This window comes from Duganella callida, assembly GCF_004614165.1.
GTDB classification, from domain to species: domain Bacteria; phylum Pseudomonadota; class Gammaproteobacteria; order Burkholderiales; family Burkholderiaceae_D; genus Rugamonas; species Rugamonas callida.
Genome location: NZ_SPVG01000181.1, coordinates 15,787 through 34,797, shown reverse-complemented (window position 1 = coordinate 34,797; position 19,011 = coordinate 15,787). Strand labels below are relative to the sequence as shown.

20 protein-coding genes are annotated in these 19,011 nt (G+C 61.5%); 12 read left to right on the top strand and 8 right to left on the bottom strand.

The genetic code is table 11. From position 1 onward, the window contains the following. Window positions 1–3: 3 nt before the first annotated feature. From E4L98_RS18070 to E4L98_RS18055, 4 genes are read right to left on the bottom strand one after another with little or no spacing between them, the layout of a single operon-like run. Window positions 4–495, bottom strand: a complete 492-nt coding sequence (locus E4L98_RS18070; protein ID WP_135202940.1) for an Hcp family type VI secretion system effector — start codon at window positions 493–495, stop codon at window positions 4–6. Window positions 496–531: 36 nt separating this feature from the next. Further along, complete coding sequence (gene tssC / locus E4L98_RS18065; protein ID WP_135202939.1) at window positions 532–2,013, bottom strand: type VI secretion system contractile sheath large subunit; 1,482 nt, start codon at window positions 2,011–2,013, stop codon at window positions 532–534. A 1-nt stretch (window position 2,014) separates the two neighbouring features. Beyond that, complete coding sequence (tssB, locus tag E4L98_RS18060; RefSeq protein WP_135202938.1) at window positions 2,015–2,527, bottom strand: type VI secretion system contractile sheath small subunit; 513 nt, start codon at window positions 2,525–2,527, stop codon at window positions 2,015–2,017. A 10-nt stretch (window positions 2,528–2,537) separates the two neighbouring features. Beyond that, window positions 2,538–3,140, bottom strand: a complete 603-nt coding sequence (locus E4L98_RS18055; protein WP_229257441.1) for a tetratricopeptide repeat protein — start codon at window positions 3,138–3,140, stop codon at window positions 2,538–2,540. 201 nt (window positions 3,141–3,341) lie between these two features. On the opposite strand from E4L98_RS18055, the gene tssK reads away from it, so the two are divergent. From tssK to E4L98_RS18000, 11 genes are all read left to right on the top strand, one after another. After that, the gene (tssK, locus tag E4L98_RS18050; RefSeq protein WP_135202937.1) at window positions 3,342–4,679 is read left to right on the top strand and encodes a type VI secretion system baseplate subunit TssK; all 1,338 of its coding nucleotides are present in this window, start codon (window positions 3,342–3,344) and stop codon (window positions 4,677–4,679) included. An 8-nt stretch (window positions 4,680–4,687) separates the two neighbouring features. Next, window positions 4,688–5,452: a type IVB secretion system protein IcmH/DotU gene (gene icmH / locus E4L98_RS18045; RefSeq protein WP_135202936.1), complete on the top strand. Its 765-nt coding sequence runs from the start codon at window positions 4,688–4,690 to the stop codon at window positions 5,450–5,452. After that, window positions 5,452–8,238, top strand: coding sequence for a type VI secretion system Vgr family protein (locus E4L98_RS18040; protein WP_135202935.1), 2,787 nt, complete (start codon window positions 5,452–5,454; stop codon window positions 8,236–8,238). Before icmH ends, E4L98_RS18040 begins: the two co-directional genes overlap by 1 nt. Beyond that, a complete protein-coding gene (locus tag E4L98_RS18035) occupies window positions 8,235–9,095 on the top strand; it encodes a hypothetical protein (protein WP_135202934.1) in 861 nt (286 codons plus the stop codon). Before E4L98_RS18040 ends, E4L98_RS18035 begins: the two co-directional genes overlap by 4 nt. A 1-nt stretch (window position 9,096) precedes the next feature. Then, a complete protein-coding gene (locus tag E4L98_RS18030) occupies window positions 9,097–9,600 on the top strand; it encodes a hypothetical protein (RefSeq protein ID WP_135202933.1) in 504 nt (167 codons plus the stop codon). A 70-nt stretch (window positions 9,601–9,670) separates the two neighbouring features. Then, window positions 9,671–10,294, top strand: coding sequence for a lysozyme inhibitor LprI family protein (locus tag E4L98_RS18025; RefSeq protein WP_135202932.1), 624 nt, complete (start codon window positions 9,671–9,673; stop codon window positions 10,292–10,294). A 2-nt stretch (window positions 10,295–10,296) separates the two neighbouring features. Continuing rightward, on the top strand, window positions 10,297–10,695 hold the full coding sequence (locus E4L98_RS18020) for a hypothetical protein (protein ID WP_135202931.1): 399 nt from the start codon (window positions 10,297–10,299) through the stop codon (window positions 10,693–10,695). Window positions 10,696–10,789: 94 nt separating this feature from the next. Next, window positions 10,790–11,677 carry a hypothetical protein gene (locus E4L98_RS18015; RefSeq protein WP_135202930.1) on the top strand — a complete coding sequence of 296 codons (888 nt, stop codon included), beginning with the start codon at window positions 10,790–10,792 and terminating at the stop codon, window positions 11,675–11,677. A gap of 35 nt (window positions 11,678–11,712) precedes the next feature. Further along, the gene (locus E4L98_RS18010; protein ID WP_135202929.1) at window positions 11,713–11,994 is read left to right on the top strand and encodes a hypothetical protein; all 282 of its coding nucleotides are present in this window, start codon (window positions 11,713–11,715) and stop codon (window positions 11,992–11,994) included. 248 nt (window positions 11,995–12,242) lie between these two features. Next, entirely contained in the window at window positions 12,243–13,280 is a 1,038-nt protein-coding gene (locus E4L98_RS18005; protein WP_135202928.1) for an HAF repeat-containing protein, read from the top strand. A gap of 64 nt (window positions 13,281–13,344) precedes the next feature. Beyond that, window positions 13,345–15,171, top strand: a complete 1,827-nt coding sequence (locus tag E4L98_RS18000; protein ID WP_135202927.1) for an HAD-IIIC family phosphatase — start codon at window positions 13,345–13,347, stop codon at window positions 15,169–15,171. On the opposite strand, the gene E4L98_RS30775 is transcribed toward E4L98_RS18000, so the two are convergent. From E4L98_RS30775 to E4L98_RS17985, 3 genes are all read right to left on the bottom strand, one after another. Continuing rightward, complete coding sequence (locus tag E4L98_RS30775; protein WP_229257440.1) at window positions 15,172–15,843, bottom strand: PEPxxWA-CTERM sorting domain-containing protein; 672 nt, start codon at window positions 15,841–15,843, stop codon at window positions 15,172–15,174. Window positions 15,844–16,024: 181 nt separating this feature from the next. Further along, entirely contained in the window at window positions 16,025–16,675 is a 651-nt protein-coding gene (locus E4L98_RS17990; protein ID WP_135202926.1) for a CoA transferase subunit B, read from the bottom strand. A gap of 17 nt (window positions 16,676–16,692) precedes the next feature. Then, window positions 16,693–17,394, bottom strand: a complete 702-nt coding sequence (locus tag E4L98_RS17985) for a CoA transferase subunit A (protein WP_135202925.1) — start codon at window positions 17,392–17,394, stop codon at window positions 16,693–16,695. Window positions 17,395–17,518: 124 nt separating this feature from the next. Between E4L98_RS17985 and E4L98_RS17980 the strand changes: the two genes are divergently transcribed. Beyond that, window positions 17,519–18,079 carry a PAS and helix-turn-helix domain-containing protein gene (locus tag E4L98_RS17980; protein ID WP_135202924.1) on the top strand — a complete coding sequence of 187 codons (561 nt, stop codon included), beginning with the start codon at window positions 17,519–17,521 and terminating at the stop codon, window positions 18,077–18,079. On the opposite strand, the gene E4L98_RS17975 is transcribed toward E4L98_RS17980, so the two are convergent. Next, on the bottom strand, window positions 18,076–18,852 hold the full coding sequence (locus tag E4L98_RS17975) for an SDR family oxidoreductase (protein WP_135202923.1): 777 nt from the start codon (window positions 18,850–18,852) through the stop codon (window positions 18,076–18,078). The genes E4L98_RS17980 and E4L98_RS17975 overlap by 4 nt on opposite strands. Window positions 18,853–19,011: the final 159 nt, after the last annotated feature.

Below are 19,011 nucleotides of genomic sequence, written 5' to 3'. Positions count from 1 at the left end.
CTATCAGGCCGTCTTGTTGGCCGACAGGTCCCAACCGCCGGAGGTGTTACCGCCGGAGCCGCCGCCCACTTTCTGCTGGGTGTACTTCCACTTCACCTTCGAGTATTTCAGCGCCACGTCTTCCTTCAGGATATTGCCCTGTTCAACGGTCGGCGCGACGCTGGAGATCAGCACGTTTTCCAGTTCGATCTCGAAATACTTGATGCGCTCACCCTGGCCGTCGGCGCGCAGGAATTCCAGCTTGGCCTTGGGCAGGGTTTTGCCCGACGAGCAGTTTTGCAGCAGCAGCGGCGTGGCCAGGTCGGCCAGCTTGTTGATCACAATGTCCTTGTGCTCGGTGCGTTCGGCGGTGTGGCCGCCGCCGGTCGACGCGGTTGCCGATTTCGGCTGCAGCACTTCCCACTGTACCGACTGCACTTCGATCCAGTCCTTGTGGGTGGTGTCGGCCGATTCGCCTTTGATGCCGTCGATTTGCAGGTAGACGTCGATTGCCATTGGTATTCCTTTCAATGAAAATAGTTAAAGCGTGACTTAGTTTTTGGTCGATGCCGGGAGCTCCGCGACCAATCGGAGAGAAACGGACAGTTCGTCCAGCTGGAAGTGCGGGCGCAGGAAAGACACCGCGCGGTACACGCCGGGACGGCCCGGTACTTCCGATACCTGTACCGAAGCCTCGCGCAACGGGAACTGCGCTTTCTGTTCCTGGCTGGCGTTATCGTCCAGCAGCACGTATTGCGTCAGCCAGCGGTTGAGGAAGTCCTCGACATTGCTGGCGGCGGCAAAGCTGCCGATTTTGTCGCGCATCATGGCCTTCATGTAGTGGGCGATGCGCGACACCGCGAAGATGTACTGCAGCTGGGCCGACAGCACCGCATTGGCATTGGCGGCGTCGCTGTTGTACTTCTTGGCTTTCTGGGCCGACTGCGCGCCGAAGAAGGCGGCGTAGTCGGTGTTCTTGCAGTGGACCAGCGAGATGAAACCGAGGTCGCTCAGCTCCTTCTCGCGGCGGTCGGTGATGGCGATCTCGGTCGGGCACTTCAGCGCCACTTCGCCCTCGTCGGTCTTGAAGGTGTGGGTCGGCAGGTCTTCCACCAGGCCGCCGCCCTCCACGCCGCGGATCGCCGCGCACCAGCCGTAATCCTCGAAGGCGGCGGTGAGCTTGGTGCCGAAGGCATAGGCGGCGTTACACCACAGGTATTTCTGGTGATCGGTGCCGTCCACGTCCTCGACGAAGTTGAAGCCTTCGGTGGTGGCGCCATCGGCCGGGTTGTACGGCAGGCGGCCGAGGAAGCGCGGCAGCGTCAGGCCGACGTAGCGCGAGTCTTCCGATTCGCGGAACGACTTCCACTTGGCGTATTCGACGGTGTCGAACACCTTGGCCAAGTCGCGCGGCTTGCCCAGCTCACTGTAGCTCTCCAGGCCGAACAGCTCCGGCGAGGCGGCGCTGATGAACGGCGCATGCGCGGCGGCCGCCACGTGCGACATCTGCTCGACGAAATACATGTCTTCCGGCTGGCGCGTGATCTCGAAGTCGCCGATCAGCGCGCCGAACGGCGCGCCGCCGAAGGTACCGAATTCTTCCTCGTACACCTTGCGGAACATGGTGCTCTGATCGAATTCCAGCGCGCTCTGGAAGTCGCGCACCAGTTCGCGCTTGGTGGCGTTCAGCATCTTGATTTTCAGGTTCTGGCCGGTGGCGCTGTGCTTGACCAGGTAATTCAGGCCGGTCCAGCTGCTTTCCAGCTTCTGGAATTCCGGCGCGTGCATCACCGCCGACAGCTGGGCCGAGATCAGCCGGTCCAGCTCCGCCACGCGGGCGTCGATGGTGGCGGCCAGGTTGTCGGACACCACCACGGTGCCGTCCATGACCTGGTTCACCAGTTCCGCGATCAGGTCCTTGGCACGGGCATGCTCGGTGCTGGACTTGGCAACCTTGCTCTGCTCGACGATCTGGTCCAGCAGCGTGGTCTCGGTGGCGGCCGGCGCGCCGCCTGGCGTCAGTTGTGCGGACATCTCAGGCCTCCTTCTTGTCGGCGGTATGCTGGCCCAGTTCGGCCAGTTTCTCGGTGCTGTGCAGGACGTCGTTGAGGATGTCTTCCAGCTTGTCGTTGCCGGCCAGCTTGTTGCGCAGATCGGCCAGCTTGGTGCGCGCTTCCAGCAGCTTGCGCAGCGGCTCCACCTGCTGCACCACCGACTCGGGGCGGAAGTCGTCCATCGACTTGAACTTCAGATCGACCGCGAATTCGCCGCCCTCGCCGCTCAGCTCATTCTTGACGCGGTAACTGGCGCGCGGCTCCACGCCTTTCAGCACCTCGTCGAAGTTGTCGCGGTCCAGGTTGACGAACTTGCGCTCCTTCAGGCGCTTCTGCTCGACTTCCGAATTGCCGCCGAAGTCGCCGACCACGCCCATCACGAACGGCAGTTCCTTGTTCTCGATGGCGTCGCCGATCTCGACGTCGTAGGTCATATGCACCCGCGGCGGGCGGATTTTTTGCAGTTTCTTCTGCACACTCGTGTTCTTCGACATGGCTTTCCCCTTATTTCAATGCGCCGAACGGATTGGCGCTGCTGTCATCTTCCTGTTTGGCCTTGGCCTGGGCCTTCTTGCCGGCCTTGCCGCGCGGCGGTGTGGCGGCCTGCTGCACCGGCGCCGGCGCCGGCGGCACCAGCACGGTTTCACCCAGGCTCTCGCGCAGCAGCTTGGCCAGGTCCTGCGATTCGGTGCGGATCGATCCGGACAGATTGTTCTGGCGGCTCAGGTCCGCCAGCGACCGCGTCGACAGGCGCAGGCCACTGATGGCGATGATGCTGTTGGCCAGCGTGTCGTTGGGATCGCGCACCAGCACTTCCTGGGCATTGACGATGGCGTCGCCGTACTGGCCGGCTTCATACCGGGTCTGGGCGATGCTGAGCCACGGCGACTTGTCGGCCGGATAGGCTTCCGCCGCTTTCTTCCACAGCGTGACGGCCTGCTCTTTCTGGCCGCTGCCGGAGGCGGCGCTGGCCTGGGACAGCATGGATTGCAGGCTGGGCTTGACGGCCACCGGCGGCGGCGCCGGTGGGGCGGTGGTACAGGCGCTGAGCGCCGCCACGCACAAGGTGGCGCCAGCCAAACGGGCAATCGAGAAAACGGTAGTCATGCGGACCTCTAAAACGCTATCAAAAATAAATACCAAAAGAACAATGCTGGAAACGGCGCCACGTTAGCAGAAATTTATTATTGACCGCGTTCAATTGAACTCAAGCGTGCGCCAGCCCACCGAAAATAGTTCGTTCTCAGCCGTGCGCACCTTTAACAAAAGAAATGTTAGTGTTCTGATACTTTTAAAAAAGGCCATGGTATGAGCAGCAAGATTCTCTGGGGCGAGGGGCTTTTCCTCCGCCCGCAACACTTTCAACAGCAGGACCGCTACCACGAGCAGCGCCTGCACCAGAGCGTGCAGGCGCTGCACCCGTACGCCTGGGGCGTGAACCAGATCCAGATCGACCGCGACGCGCTGGCCAACAACAGCCTGCGTCTGCTGGAGCTGTCGCTGCGCTTCCAGGACGGCGAGTTCTACGACGCGCCGGGCGCCGACGACCTGCCCGATCCGGTCGACCTGAGCCAGCTGGCGCAGTCGCAGCAGACCGTCACCTACTACGCGGCCCTGCCGGCATTCAAGCCGTTTGGCGGCAATTTCGGCGACGGCAGCGGCAACAACGGCGTGCGCTACCTGCAGAACAACCAGGAAACGCCGGACCTGTACACCCAGGCCGCGCCGGCCCAGCTGAGCTACCTGAAGAAGACGCTGCGGCTGGTGGCCGACCACGAACCGCGCGATTCCTACACCCACTTTCCGCTGTTGCGCCTGCGTCGCGCGGCCACCGGCGGCTTCGAGCTCGATGCGGCCTACGTGCCGCCCAGCCTGAGCATCCGCGCCGCGCCGCTGCTGTTCCTGCAGCTGCGCCGCCTGCTGGACGCGCTGCAGGCCAAGGTGGCGGCGCTGTACGGCCATCACCGCGAACCGAGCAAACACGTGATCGAATTCCGCTCGGGCGACATGTCCTCGTTCTGGCTGCTGCACACGGCCAGCACCGCGTTCGCCTCGCTGACGCACTACTTCCAGCACCCTGCCCTGCACCCTGAGCGGCTGTACGAGCAGTTGCTCGGCCTTGCCGGCTCGCTGATGACGTTCTCGAAAAGCTGGACCCTGACCGACCTGCCGCCCTACCAGCACAACGATCCCGGCCCGGCCTTCGCCACGCTGCACCAGATCATCCGCGAGCTGCTGGATACGGTGATCTCGTCGCGCTACTTCGCCATCGCGCTGCGCGAGGTCAAGCCGTCCTACCACCACGGCATGCTCGATTCGGGCAAGATCGACGACAAGACCACCTTCTACATCGCCGTCTCGGCGGCCATGCCGGCCAGCGAACTGGTGGACGTGGTGCCGCTGCGCTTCAAGGTCGGCGCGCCGGACGACGTCGACAAGTTCGTGCTGTCGGCCATGCCGGGCGTGCGCCTGCAGCACGCGCCGCAGGTGCCGGCCGCGGTGCCGGTGCGGCCGGACGCCATGTATTTCTCGATCGAGCCCAAAGGCCAGATGTACGAGCGCATGCTGCAGGCGCAATCGATCTCCATCTACGTCCCCGGCGGCATGCACGACCTGAAGCTGGAACTGGTCGCCGTCACCTCCTGAGGTAAGTCATGAATACTGTTACCGCACCTTCCCTGATGGGCGCCGCGCCGGCGCCGGCGGCCAGCACCGCGCCGCAAACCTTGCTGGACCTGATGTACGACGGCTTCTACGCGCTGTTCATGCTCAAGAACGGCAGCGGCCCGCAGGAAAACGCCGAATTCGCCCAGCGCATGACGCAATTCCTCGACGACTTCGGCCGCGCCGCGCGCAAGCACGGCGCCTCGCCGGACGACATCGACGCCGCCAAATACGCGTTCGCCGCCGCCGTCGATGAAATCATCCTGCGCTCCAACTTCCCCATCCGCGACGCCTGGGAACGGCGGCCGCTGCAACTGGCGCTGTTCGGCGAGCAGCTGGCCGGCGAAAACTTCTTCCACCGGCTGGAAGCGCTGCGCGCGCGCGGCGCCGCCCATCTGCAGGCGCTGGAAGTGTTCCATATGTGTCTGCTGCTGGGCTTCCAGGGCCGCTACATCCTGGAAGGCTCGGAAAAACTCAACTACCTGACCGCGCGCCTGGGCGACGAAATCGCCCACATGAAGGGCAAACGCGGCGGCTTTGCGCCGCACGCCGAGCGGCCCGACCAGATCGTCCACAAGCTGCGCAGCGACCTGCCGCTGTGGGTACTGTGCTCGGTGTTCGGTCTGATTTGCGTGCTCGGTTATATCGGCCTGCGCACCTCGCTCGACCGCAATACCGGCCAGCAGGTGGCGGCCTATAACGACGTGGTCAAGCTGGCGCCGCGCCAGGCCAACCTGACCATCACCCTGCCCTGATGGATATCGCTTCCGTACTGGGCGCCTTCGGCACGGGACTGAGTCAGCATGCGCGCCTGATCACACTGGCCAGCGCGCAGGATGGATCGCTGCCGGAAGCGCTGATGGCCGAACGCTTCGCCGGACGCGAAGGCGTCAACGAACTGTACGCGTTCGAGGTCGATGCGCTCAGCACCTCCACCGATCTGGACCTCGACCAGTTCATCGGCGAGGAATTGACCGTCACCCTGCTGCAGGCGGACGGCAGCCGGCGCGCCTGGCACGGCATCTGCACGTCGGCATCCTGGCTGGGCGCGGACGGCGGCACGGCGCGCTATCGGTTGCTGCTGGAACCGGCGCTGGCCCTGCTGCGCCTGCGCCGCGACAGCTACATCTTCCAGGACAAAAACGCGCAGGATATCGTCACCGAACTGCTGTCCGACTACCCGCAACTGCGCTTCGAATTCGACGTCACGCAAACGCTGGCGCCGCGCGCCATCTGCACCCAGTACCGCGAAAGCGACCTTGAATTCTTCACGCGGCTGCTGGCATCGGAAGGCTTGAGCTGGCGTTTCGAGCACGACCAGCCGGAGCAGGAGGCGGCCGACGGCCAGGCGCGTCACAAACTGGTGATCTTCGACAGCAAGGCCGAGGCGCCAGACATGCCCGGCGGCGCCGATGTCCGCTTTCATGGCGTGCGCGCCACCGACAGCGCCGATGCCATCGACCAGTTCGCGGCGCGGCGGCAGGTACAGCCCAATGCGGTCGGGATCAGCAGCTGGGATCCGGCACAGCTGCTGGCGCCGTCCGCCGAACAGCAATCGTCGCTGGACGCCGGCGAGCTGCCCACACTGCCGGTGTACGACGGCGGCGGCGAACGCATCGCCAGCGACAGCGGCGTGCCCGATCTGCATAGCCAATTGATGTTGCAGGCACTGGAACTCGATAACAAAACCTTCGACGGCGCTGGCTCCGTGCGTCAGTTGGCCCCCGGCCACGCCTTCGCGCTGATCCAGCATGAACGCTATGCGGACGACAACCGCTTCAAGATACTGTGGGTCCGTCATGAAGCACGCAACAACTTTGCCTCGCAGGTGAAGAAAACCGCCGACCTGCTGGAAGCCGGCACCTACCGCAACATCTTCGGCTGCGTACGCGAGGCGGTGGCCATCGTGCCGCGTGCGACCGCCGCGCCGCACACCGCCACCGCGTTGGGACCGCAGACCGCCATCGTGGTCGGCGCCGGCAATGCCGTCGCCACCACCACGCGCGACCACCAGATCCGCATCCAGTTCGCCTGGCAGCGCGGCCAGGGCGCCAATGCCGGCGGCATGGCGCACGACACCGACGCCGCCGGCAGCGCGCCCGGCGACGACCGCAGCGGCACCTGGGTGCGCGTGGCCGAGGCGCTGGCCGGGCCGAACTGGGGCTCGCAATTCACCCCGCGCATCGGCACCGAAGTGCTGGTCGATTTCGTCGATCACGACATGGACCGGCCGCTGGTGGTGGCGCAGCTGTACACCGGCTCCGACCAGCCGCCCTACGCGGCCGGCGAAGACTCCGGCGTCAATCATGCGGGCACGCTGTCCGGCATCCACAGCCACAACTTCGACGGCGGCGGCTACAACCAGTGGCAGCTCGACGACACGCCGGGCCAGGTGCGCACCCGCCTGGCCACCAGCAGCGCCGCCACCCAGCTCAATCTGGGCTACCTGGTGGCGCAGTCGCCCGGCTCGGCCCAGCGCGGCGCCTACCGCGGCGCCGGCTTCGAACTGCGTACCGACGCCTGGGCCGTGCTGCGCGGCGGCGAAGGCGTGCTGCTGACCTCCAGCGCCCGCACCGCGCAAGGCAGTGGCGTCAGCTCGACACAGATGGATGCGGCGGAGGCGGTGAAATCGCTGCAAGGCGGCCAGGCGCTGGCCCAGGTGCTCAGCGACGCCGCCACCCAGCAGCAGGCGCTGACCAGCGCCGCCGCAGCCAAGGCGCAGCAGGATCTGTTGGCGCGCATCGATCCCAAGGACAAGGGCAAGCACGATGGCGCGGTCAATGGCCAGGACGCCAGCAAGGCGCAGGATGGCGCGCGTGCGCTCGACGCGGCGCAGCCAGTGGAAAAATTCGCCGATCCGCTGGTGCTGATGGACGCCCCGGCCAGCATCAACTGGGCCACGCCGGCATCGACCGTGCTGTTCGCCGGCGAGCAGCTGCACTGGACCACGCAGGGCGACGTGCAGATGACGGCAGCGTACACCTTGTCGTCGGTGGCGGCCAACGCGGCCGGCTACTTCAGCCACGCCGGCGGCATCCAGGCCATCGCCGCCAACGGCCCGGTGTCGCTGCAGGCGCATACCGACCAGCTGGAGATACTCGCCGATCAGGCGGTCAAGGTGATTTCGGTCAACGACAGCATCGAGATCAAGGCCAGTCATAAGATCGTGCTGCAGGCGGGCCAGTCGTCGATCACGCTGGAAGGCGGCGATATCACGTTTGCCTGCCCTGGCAATTTCACGGTCAAGGGTGGGCAACATCTGTTTGATGGCGGCGGCAAGATGGAAGCATCATTTGCGCCCTTGCCTAGCAGCGTTGTGGCGCAGTTTAAGCGCAAAGTACGACTGACTGATGCAACAACCGGACTACCATTGGCTGAAACGCCCTACTTCATGCGGCTACAAAGCGGACAGATTTATCATGGAATCACCGACCAAGACGGCCATACGGATGTGATCCGTGGCGACGCCGCTGAATCCGTCAAGACATCGGTTGGCCACGCTGCCATGAAAGAAATCGCTAAACTTGCAGGAAGAGCATGACCAGCCCATTCGATATTCTGCTGCAGCCGTCGAACCAAGACAATACGCATGAAGCGTCGGTCAAGTTGGTCGACCAGGCTGGTCACTACACCATCGGACCACCTACGCGGCCACCAATCAAACATGATAACGGCTTCCTGGATGCGTTTCCCAGACGTGAGCCTACCGCATCTGACCGTTTAGCATATGCCAAATGGGTTGCCATGCTCGAGGGTTCCGAAGCTTTATGCAGCGGCGCTACCGCGAAATTCGTCCCCGCCTGCCATGGCGAAGACTTAACCGACGCGAACGGCGCCTATCGACATTTTCTATTTGGGAATGGGACCGACCGCACTATTAACTACGAACGCTTCTTACAGGATGACGCATCAGGGCAGCAAGTTGTGCCTAATCTGTTGAATGATTTTGTCCACTGTATGGAAGTCATAGGCAAAGACAGGGTGAAGTTTTCCGTAACGAGCACCCCATATAGCGTCGGCATGGGAGGAATTGCTAGTTATCCTGCAACGGCGAACTGGCAAAAAGCCATCGGCGCGCATGTTTTCTGGGTGAGCGCCGACGTGACAGCCTCAGCCAATGCCAAGGGAGAGATTATCTATTCGGCAGACCTGACAATTCATATGGAAGATCGCTACAACTTTAATCCTGGAATGCAGGATGTAGCAACCGGCATTCCCGATTCGGCCAATGGCAGGTTTGAAATTACTGGATTGGCCAAACAATATACCAACTACGCAACAGTGACACGACACGTCAGTTGGGCTGAGGGTAGCTGGAACAAGCGCACGGTGACCGGCGCGCCCACCGACCGCCAGCGCAAGCCGCAGGATAGCCGACGTCTCAGGAATAAAATTTGATATGAAATCACTATTAGAATTGAAATTAGCAATAGCAATTATTGCATGTGCGCTATTTATGGAAGGATGTTCAATGGAAGACCCCGTACCAGCCCCATCCGACAACCTGTCGGCATTGCGCGATATCGTCAATCTTCAAATACCTGCAAATTCTGGTCGCTGGGAGATCTTCGGTACACCGGAATATAAGGGTGGCGTTCCCGGGCCAACTGATTACACTACCCTGGTTGCCGAGCTGGAATCATCGCAATCACATTGGTTAGAAAATCTCAAGGAGCCAGCCGGTGTCAATTACGTGGTACCGGAGGCTGGTCGATTGTGGTTACGTGAGCCGTTTCGACAACTACTGCTGAAAAATAAGAACAGCAACGCCGACCTCTCTCAACTATCTAATTGTCGTAAATATCAAACTTCGTTGAGAAAAACCGGCAAACCTGTGGGCGGTTTTATTTGCGAGGATGCAAGTCACCTACTGATCTATTTACTCCTTTCGGCGCCTCAATAGACGCTTTCTTTGCTACGGCCAAAATCACCGGTGGTAAAGGCCCGAAAGCCGCAGTAGGGCGGGGGCAGTCGTGGTCACGGCACCACCCAAGCCGCCCGCGTCGGTGCCCGTGAACAGGCCAGCAAGCATAACGACGAAGTCGTCATCCATCCATGAAACCATCCATCATCAGCAATTCACCGCTGCTACCGTCCGAACTGGAGCGGCAACAGATCTTTTACTGGCTCAAGCGAATCAGCTCGGTCACCGCCTGGCTCCGTATATTCAGCTACTTCCAGGCTTGGGCCAGGGCCGTGGAAGACAGCGTGCGTGTAGCGGACTGAAGAATCGATCGCATGATCAATACTGTCCCATCGAGGGTACACCACTGAGCCGGTGTGAAAGCTATCGCCTTTACGTTCAGGAAGATAAAGAGCTCAACCAGGAATACAAGGCACTCATCAAGGCGCTGTCCAAAGACGATGTGGCTGTCCTGCGCAAGATGCAAAGAAGCTGGCTCGACTGGCGGCTCGACAAATGCGACGAGGTTGATCAGCAAGCCAACTGCGACAACGGTGTGTGCGCGGGCGTCGCGCATGATGAATGCATCGTTGCGCTGACCGCGCAGCGCGTCAATGAGTTGAGTCGGTTCAGGCAAAATGTTCACGAGGCCAAGTCGAACAACTTCAATTTCTCAAAAAAGTACGATTTTTAATTTTGTTACCTTGGGTCTGCGCGGCGACGACCGCAGCGGCACTTGGGCGGGCATGGCCGGAGCGTTGGGACCGGGACAGTGCACCTGTTACGGCGCTGCTCGCCAGCCAAAAAGATGTCGAAAAAACGGAGAAGATTTTGACCTGGTTCAACATCTCGTCCGGTGAAACAACCGTGGAGGATGCCGTGGTCAGTACCCAGGGTGATGACATTTATCTGATCATCGCTTCCAGGACTACTGACAAGAAAGGGATCAAGGCGACCTGGTATAAACTTACCACGGGAGACAAAGATTTTCCCGATGGCCCGGCCTATCTGTTCAAACCGATTGCCCATCACAGCTACCCCAACACCAAACTCAGTGTCGAATCTATTTTAAAGAAAGAAACGGCGATCAAGTGACATTCAGCCAGATTGAACTCTTCATCCCATTGCGATACCGCGCGCCTGATCTGGCATCATCAGCTGACCTGGGCCATTCAAAAGAATATCGACAATGATGCCGGCGGATTTGACCCTCAGCGTTAGGCAAACGATACAAGTATCGCTGCTTTATCATTTTGCCTCGCTTGATTATTTAAAAGGTCTGCAACTGCGCTTGCACGCGTTGGTGCATCCGGAGACCGACAAGCCAGTACGCAGCGCCCGCCCCAATCGCGGCGCTCCAAGAGGCTCGCTACACAATCCTCACTCAGTGCTGCAAGCGTTTGAATCGTCTGTCGCAGGCCAGATTGCGAAGCGGGCTTCGCAAGTGTACGCGATCACTGGCGCGTACCAATGCGGCCGTAGCATGTCGGAGCTAGGCGTGGAGTGGCTTCTCCCCGCGGAACAGGACCGGTTCGACGCCCGCTTCGAACAGCTTTTGCACTACGCCGGCAACATCGATGACACGATGGACAAGCACCATGCCGGCGGAGGTTGGAACGACTTCAACCTGACGCTTCGCTATCGAGAAGTGGTTCAGACCTTACCGAAATTTTCCGCCGTGAGATTGCGACCCGACATCACCGGTCACAGCGGTAAGGTGCCCGAGCGAACAGGTGTCTATCTACCCTTGGACGATCCTCTTGGCACGCCGCAGTTTTGCTGGACCGGCGCGCCAGCGGGCGAACTTCTGGAATGCGCGACGTTTAACGATCTGGGACTGGACGCCTGGCGAGCGGTCGGCAGCCAGCATCTCTGGATCGACGACGATCGCATGCACGCCTTCGTACAAACGCGCTTGCATGATCCCCTCCTGACCAAAGATCCATTCTTTACTGACAGCGCCGGCAAATCTCATCTGGCCTCGAGCCTGGTCGCCCGGAATGCTTTCACCACGCGGCCTTGCCAGTGGATTTACGTCGAGCAGATAGATGTACCGGAACATCTCGCCGCGACTTGACGGACGCAGACTGTTTAATCTAACGATTTCTATCAATGGGCGCTATCGACGCAGCATATCTTTCAGCCCAGCACATCGTCGTGAAAGGTGATCTCGTACATGCACAACGCGTGACGGACAAGGCAGGCGAGCACCTGCTGGTGTTGAGCCGGAAATCGGGGCGTTCGCCTTCACAGCCGTCCGACCAGGAGGAATACCACGAGCTCACTGCCGTGTATTATGGCCGCAAAGAGGATCGCTGGCAGACGGAATGGTCGGTGCGCGACATGGTCGACTGTCCGCCCCTGGGCGGCCATTCAGGAAAAAAAGCAGTATGATCGAGCCCTGCTTCAGCCCAACAGCGCGTACAAAAAACACCTGGATGCGATCTGGACACGTATCAAGCTGATGAGAAAACCGGAATAAGCCGCGCACAACGGCCACTGGCGCAGCCTGCAATTGGACGCTGCTGGTCGGAACCGGACACCAGCGCTGTTCATTTCCGGACGATTTACCCGCGCAAAAGCCGCCACATCGCGTGGCACAAGACTTGCAGTTCTCTTTCATCATTGCATAAGGAGACACCATGCCAGCATTGACCACCCTGCCTCTGGGAACACGCGGCAACGAGCAGAGTATCGCCACCGACATCAACGCCAGCGGCCAGGTGGCCGGCATCATCGAGGACGACGACGGCGGCCAGCGCGCCGTCCTCTACGACCGGCGCACGGTCGAACTGGGCACACTGGGCGGCAGCGACAGCTACACGCGCGGCCTTAACGCAGCCGGCGATGTGGTCGGCGCGGCGCGCAACGCGGATGGCCATTGGCGCGCCTTCGTCGTCCCGTACGGCGGGACGATGCGCGACTTGGGCACGCTGGGCGGCAACAGCAGCTACGGCGCCGCCATCAACAACGCCGGCCAGGTGGCCGGTTTCGCCGACACCAGCGACGGTTACTACCGCGCCTTCAGCAGCGACGGCGAACATGCGCCGGTCGACCTTGGCGCACTTGGCGGCAAGATCAGCTATGGGGCCGGGATCAACAACCTCGGTCACATTGTCGGCACCGCCGCCACTGCCGAGGGCTACCGTCACGCCTTTCTGTACCGGCCCGGCGCCGGCATGCGTGACCTCGGCACCTTGGGCGGCCGCCAGAGCAGCGCCACCGCCATCAATGACCAGGGCGTCATCGTCGGCGCCTCGGAAATGCCGAACCGGCGCTGGCACGCCTTCGTCTGGGAACGCGGGCGCATGACCGACCTCGGCGCGCTGGTCGGCTATGGCGACAGCTTTGCCACCGCCATCAACAACGCCGGCCACGTGGTCGGCACCATCCGCCTGGGCGAGGAACGCCGCACCTTCGTCTACCGCGACGGCAAGATGACCGTCCATCCAGGCGGCTACGGCCTGTACCTGGTCAACGCCATCAACGGCCAGGAACTGGTGATCGGCGCCCAGTACGCCGGCAAGAAATTCACCGCCTCGACCATGAAATCCAGCCAGCCGGCGGTGGTCACCCACGGCGGCCAGGATATGCTGGTGGCGATCGCCGTGGTGCTGACGGTGGCCACCAGCGTGATGTTTTACCGCCGGCGATACAAAGGCGTCCGCCTGGCGCTCTAAAATTTGCGCTTTCCGGCCGCTTGCATCATGATGCAACTTTGCCCAATCGCAATTTGCTTCCAAGATGAAAACGGTCGATTATCTGTTCCCGCGCGATCTGGCGGTCAGCCCTTACGCGCTGAAAAAAGTGTTTATTGTCGGCTCTTGCATGACTGAACATTTTCTTAAGGACTTCAAGGCCCTGCAGCCAGAAGTCCAGTTCGACTTCGAGTGGTTCAACAACATGCTGGAGCTGACGCCGATGACGGCCGAACAGGTGGCCGGCTACCAGGTGCAGTACATCCAGCTGCCGTTCCGTACCATCGTGGGCGACAATGCCGTGCGGATCACCGAGTTCGAACAGGAATTCGATTTCGTCACCTACGAGCCGCTGGCAAAAGGCGTGCTGGAAGCCAAACTGCGCCAGGCCATGCGTCACAACCGCGAGCATGGCATCCTGACCATCGTCGGCAATTTCATGGTGCCGCAGAACAGTCTGCTGCCGAGTCTTGCCGAGCGCGGCGGGCCGCGCGACTTCAACCGGCTGGTACGCGCCCTTAATGATCATCTCGACTACCTGATCGCCACCGAGTACAAGAACGCCTTCGTGGCCGATGTGGAAAGCATGGCCAGCAGCTTCGGCAAACGCCGCTTCATGGACGACGCGGTGGCGTTCCAGGCCCACCTGGGCATCTTCGCCGCCGACGTCGACGAGATGGACAATTATCCGGCCTGGCTCGGCAACCAGCAGGCGCGCATCGAGCTGGTGCCAGACGCCAACCAGACCTACGCCCTCGCGACCATGGAATTCAGCGAGCTGCTGCTGGCCCAGATCGAACACATGGTGCGGGTGGCCAACCAGACCGACACGGTCAAGATCGTATTCTTTGACCTCGACAACACGCTGTGGCGCGGCCAGATCGCCGAACACTACGAGACCGGGCAGGAATGGCCGGTGATCCACAACTGGCCGGTCGGCCTGTGGGAAGCGGTGCACCACCTGCGCCGGCGCGGCATCATGGTGTCGCTGGTGTCCAAGAACGATGAAGCCGTGGTGCGCGCGCGCTGGGAGCGCGCGGTGCTGCCGTGGCTGAAGTTCGAAGACTTCCTGCTGCCCAAGGTCAACTGGCTGCCGAAGTCGGAAAACATCCGCGACACCCTGGCCGCGCTGTCGCTGACCGCGAAGAGCGCCGTGTTCGTCGACGACAACCCGGTCGAACGCGCCGAAGTGGCAGCCAATGTGCCCGGCATCCGCGTGATCGGCGCCGATCCCTATCTGACGCGGCGCCAGCTGTTGTGGTCGGCGGAAACCCAACGCAATTACTCCAACGAGGAAACCGCCAAGCGCGAGGAATCCTATCGCAACATCATCCAGCGCGACAAGGCCAAGGCCGGCAGCGGCAGCCGCGAGGAATTCCTCACCGGCCTGGACATCAAGGTCCAGTTCAAGGTCATGCACAGCCAGCATGACGAAGGCTTCCAGCGCGTGAGCGAGCTGGTCAACAAGACCAACCAGTTCAATACCACCGGCATCCGCTGGAGCAGCGGCGATTTCGTCAACTTCTTCGACAAGGGCGGCCGCGTGTACGCCTTCGCGGTGCAGGACAAGTTCTCCGACTATGGCACGGTGGGTGCGCTGCTGGTGGCGGAAGGCATCATCCGCCAGTTCGTGATGAGCTGCCGGGTCCTCGGCATGGATGTCGAGATCGCCGCCCTGCACCACGTCGCCGACTTGTTGTTTGCGGAAGAGGTGCAGGCGGTGGTGGGTCCGTTGGTCGAAACCGAGCTGAACACGCCTTGCCGCGACGTCTATCCGCGCGCAGGCTTCAGCGAAAGTCCGCAGCGCGGCCTGTACTGGCTGCGCAAAAAGGCGCCGCGCGTGCGCGCGGCGCATGTCACCATCGAGGCCTGATCAGCCGGCGATAGCGCTATCAGCGTTACGACGGCGACGTCGGCCGGCAACGCCTACCAGGCCCAGGCCGGCGGCCAGCATGGCCCAGGTTTCCGGTTCCGGCACCGCCGCCACGGTGTAGCGGATGTTGTCGAAGAACAGGCCATCGTCCGGCACGATGCTGCTGAACGTGATCGACGTTACCGGCTTGTCGAAGAACAGGCCGAAGAATTTGCGCTCGTTGGCCACGTCGCCGTTGAAGCGCACGTCAGTGAAGAAGGTGTGGCTGCCGTCGGCATAGGTGACGGTCAGCGGCGTGGGGATGGAGCCGCTGTCGTCATGGATATGACCCAGACCCCAGATGCCCATGCCCACCGACGACACCGCCTGCTTGAAGGTAATGGTAGCGGTATCAGGCCCGGCAAAATACACATAGTTGCCGGTCAGGAAATTGAAATGGTCGTTATAGCCGCCGAAGCCGGTGTCGCACCAGTGGCCGGCGCAGCTGAACGACAGATCGTTCCAGCTCCACGTATTGCCGGACCTGACGTACGGATCAGACAAGGTTTGCCAGACATCCTTGCCGGCGGCGGCCTGGCCGAAGACATCTTCGCTGGTGGTGAAACTATCGGCGTGCGCCAAGGTAGACAGCAGAGAGAATGCAGCAAATACGGTAAGCAATGCTTTCTTCATGTTCGCTCCCAAAGTAAGTTGTCGATGCAATTCGATGCATAAATTGCATGCCTATAGTACAACGAACTTTAGGTTTAAAATAAAGATTTGTTAAATTTTAATTTCACACTGTTGGTATTTAACCAAAACCGGGACAGACCACGATTTCGCAAGTTGCAAAATCGTGGTCTGTCCCCGCTGTTCAGAGCGCCGAGAAGTCCAGTGTCACGCCGGTGGCGCTCTGGATCTGGTCCTTGGTCACGCCGGGCGCCAGTTCGGTCACTTTCAGGCCGCTGTCGGTCACTTCCATCACACCCAGGTCGGTGACGATCAGGTCGACCACGCCAACACCGGTCAGCGGCAGGTCGCACTTCGGCAGCAGCTTGTGCGAGGTCGAGCCATCCTTGGCGGTGGCCACGTGTTCCATCAGCACCACCACCTTTTTCACGCCGGCCACCAGGTCCATGGCGCCCCCCATGCCCTTCACCATCTTGCCGGGGATCATCCAGTTGGCCAGATCGCCCTGCTCCGACACCTGCATGGCGCCCAGGATGGCCAGGTTGATCTTGCCGCCGCGGATCATCCCGAACGAGTCGGCCGAGCTGAAGTAGGCCGCGCCGGGCAGCGCGGTCACGGTCTGCTTGCCGGCATTGATCAGGTCGGCGTCGATTTCTTCTTCGGTCGGAAACGGGCCGATGCCGAGCAGGCCGTTTTCCGATTGCAGGAATACTTCCATGCCGGGCGGCACATAGTTGGCTACCAGCGTGGGCAGACCGATGCCGAGGTTGACGTAATAACCGTCCTGCAGTTCCTGGGCCGCGCGCGCGGCCATTTGATCACGAGTCCATGCCATGTTCAATCTCCGATGTTTTAGTTGGCGGCGCGGATGGTGCGCTGCTCGATGCGTTTTTCCGGCGTGGCGTTGACCACGATACGGTGCACGTAGATGCTGGGCAGATGCACCTGGTCCGGATCGATCTCGCCGGTCTCGACCAGCTGTTCGACTTCCACGATGCAGACCTTGCCGGCCATGGCGGCGTTCGGATTGAAGTTGCGCGCGGTCTTGCGGAACACCAGGTTGCCGGCCTTGTCGGCCTTCCAGGCCTTGACCAATGCCAGATCGGCTACCAGGCTGCGTTCCATCACATATTGCTCGCCGTCGAATTCGCGGATTTCCTTGCCGTCGGCAACGATGGTGCCGACGCCGGTCTTGGTGAAGAAGGCCGGAATCCCGGCGCCGCCGGCGCGCAGCTTCTCGGCCAGCGTGCCCTGCGGCGTGAATTCCAGTTCCAGTTCGCCGGCCAGGTACTGGCGCGCGAACTCCTTGTTTTCGCCGACGTAGGAAGCGATCATCTTCTTGATCTGGCGCGTTTCCAGCAGCTGGCCGAGGCCGAAGCCGTCCACGCCGGCATTGTTGGAAATCGCCGTCAGGCCGGTCACGCCGGAATCGCGCAGGGCGCCGATCAGCGCTTCGGGGATGCCGCACAGGCCGAAGCCGCCGACGGCGATGGTCTGGTCGTTCTGCACGACGCCGGCCAGAGCGGTGGCGGCGTCCGGATAGATCTTGTTCATGGATGTCCCTTATGTTTATGTTGCTAAAGCATTGCCAAGCTTGTTAAATCGATTAGCAATGAGGCGAGTCAGCATAGAATACGCACATCAAAAGTACAATACCGTAGAAATACCTGTCCTGCCTATGAGCCTTCAGCCAGTGATCGACTACGAAACCATCTTCCTGCATGCGCCGGTCGGCATGTGCATTTCGGAAAATCGCGTCATTCAAACCTCGAATGAAGCGCTGGCCGGGATGTTCGGCTATACCCGCGGCCAGCTGAACGGCCTGTCGTTCCTGGCGCTGTATCCGACCATGGACGAATTCCTGCGCACCGGCGACCGCATCATCCCGATCATGAACGCCAGGGGGCGCTATTCGGACGAGCGCATCATGCGCCGCGCCAGCGGCGAGCTGTTCTGGTGCCACGTCACCGGCCACGCGCTGCGCGCCGGCGATCCGCTCGGCGCCGGCATCTGGACGTTCGAGGATGTCAGCGAAAAACGCCCGGTCACCGCCGAACTGACCCCGCGCGAGCGCGAAATCGCCGCCCTGCTGGTCGAGGGCAAGACCAGCAAGACCATCGCCCGCCAGGTCGACCTCAGTCCGCGCACGGTGGAAATGCACCGCGCGCGGCTGATGCGCAAGTTTTCCGCCGCCACCTCGTCCGAACTGGTGCACAAGCTGATGGGCGTGCAGCTCTAGGTGGCGGTCATGCCGTCGTCGGCGGAAATCACGGCACCGTTGATGAAGTTGGAATCCTCGCCGGCCAGCAGCAACAGCAGGCCGTCCAGGTCTTCCGGCTTGCCGGGGCGCTTGCGCGGCAGCATCTCGATCAGTTTCTGGCCCTGCTCGGTGGCAAAGTATTCCTCGTTGATCTCGGTGGAAATGTAGCCGGGGCAGATGGCGTTGGTGTTGATGCCGTATTTGCCCCACTCCACCGCCATCGCCTTGGTCATCTGCACCACGCCGGCCTTGCTCATGCAATACACGCCGATCTGCGGCAGCACGCGCAAGCCGGCCACCGAGGCGATGTTGATGATGCGGTGTTTCTTGCTCGGGTCGCCCTTGGCGCGCGCGATCATGCGCTTGGCGGTTTCCTGCGCCACGAAAAAGGCGCCGCGCAGATTGGTGTCCATCACGAAGTTGTAGTCTTCCGGCGTGACGTCGACCAGGCGCTGGGTGGTCGACACGCCGGAATTGTTGACCAGGATGTCGATCGCACCGGCCTCGGTCTCGGCATGGGCGATGGCCGACTTGATGCTGGCGTAGTCGGTCACGTCCAGGCTGACCACGTGCGCGGCGCCGCCGTCGGCCTCGATCTCGGCGCGCAGCTCCTTCAGCCGCTCGGTGCGGCGCGAGGCCAGCACCACCTGGGCGCCGGCCTGGGCCAGCACTTTGGCAAAGCGCGCCCCGAGGCCGCTGGAGGCGCCGGTGACCAGCGCGATTTTTCCTTCAAAATTGACTTCTATGCCCACAGGCTGCTCCTGAATCACGAAATGGATGTCTAAGCATAATGATTACACAAAACGCCAGTATTAGATTGCGGTGTCTAATAATGTCGAAGACAATGGCGCCACACGCAATCCGGCACCAAAAAACAGCACACTCGTGCTAAAATTTTTTCATTGACCACA

Excerpts from the sequence above, each read along its gene's own strand:
- E4L98_RS18070 (WP_135202940.1), bottom strand. The coding sequence starts at position 495 with ATGGCAATCGACGTCTACCTGCAAATCGACGGCATCAAAGGCGAATCG.
- tssC (WP_135202939.1), bottom strand. The coding sequence starts at position 2,013 with ATGTCCGCACAACTGACGCCAGGCGGCGCGCCGGCCGCCACCGAGACC.
- tssB (WP_135202938.1), bottom strand. The coding sequence starts at position 2,527 with ATGTCGAAGAACACGAGTGTGCAGAAGAAACTGCAAAAAATCCGCCCG.
- E4L98_RS18055 (WP_229257441.1), bottom strand. The coding sequence starts at position 3,140 with ATGACTACCGTTTTCTCGATTGCCCGTTTGGCTGGCGCCACCTTGTGC.
- tssK (WP_135202937.1), top strand. The coding sequence starts at position 3,342 with ATGAGCAGCAAGATTCTCTGGGGCGAGGGGCTTTTCCTCCGCCCGCAA.
- icmH (WP_135202936.1), top strand. The coding sequence starts at position 4,688 with ATGAATACTGTTACCGCACCTTCCCTGATGGGCGCCGCGCCGGCGCCG.
- E4L98_RS18040 (WP_135202935.1), top strand. The coding sequence starts at position 5,452 with ATGGATATCGCTTCCGTACTGGGCGCCTTCGGCACGGGACTGAGTCAG.
- E4L98_RS18035 (WP_135202934.1), top strand. The coding sequence starts at position 8,235 with ATGACCAGCCCATTCGATATTCTGCTGCAGCCGTCGAACCAAGACAAT.
- E4L98_RS18030 (WP_135202933.1), top strand. The coding sequence starts at position 9,097 with ATGAAATCACTATTAGAATTGAAATTAGCAATAGCAATTATTGCATGT.
- E4L98_RS18015 (WP_135202930.1), top strand. The coding sequence starts at position 10,790 with ATGATGCCGGCGGATTTGACCCTCAGCGTTAGGCAAACGATACAAGTA.
- E4L98_RS18010 (WP_135202929.1), top strand. The coding sequence starts at position 11,713 with ATGGGCGCTATCGACGCAGCATATCTTTCAGCCCAGCACATCGTCGTG.
- E4L98_RS18005 (WP_135202928.1), top strand. The coding sequence starts at position 12,243 with ATGCCAGCATTGACCACCCTGCCTCTGGGAACACGCGGCAACGAGCAG.
- E4L98_RS18000 (WP_135202927.1), top strand. The coding sequence starts at position 13,345 with ATGAAAACGGTCGATTATCTGTTCCCGCGCGATCTGGCGGTCAGCCCT.
- E4L98_RS30775 (WP_229257440.1), bottom strand. The coding sequence starts at position 15,843 with ATGAAGAAAGCATTGCTTACCGTATTTGCTGCATTCTCTCTGCTGTCT.
- E4L98_RS17990 (WP_135202926.1), bottom strand. The coding sequence starts at position 16,675 with ATGGCATGGACTCGTGATCAAATGGCCGCGCGCGCGGCCCAGGAACTG.
- E4L98_RS17985 (WP_135202925.1), bottom strand. The coding sequence starts at position 17,394 with ATGAACAAGATCTATCCGGACGCCGCCACCGCTCTGGCCGGCGTCGTG.
- E4L98_RS17980 (WP_135202924.1), top strand. The coding sequence starts at position 17,519 with ATGAGCCTTCAGCCAGTGATCGACTACGAAACCATCTTCCTGCATGCG.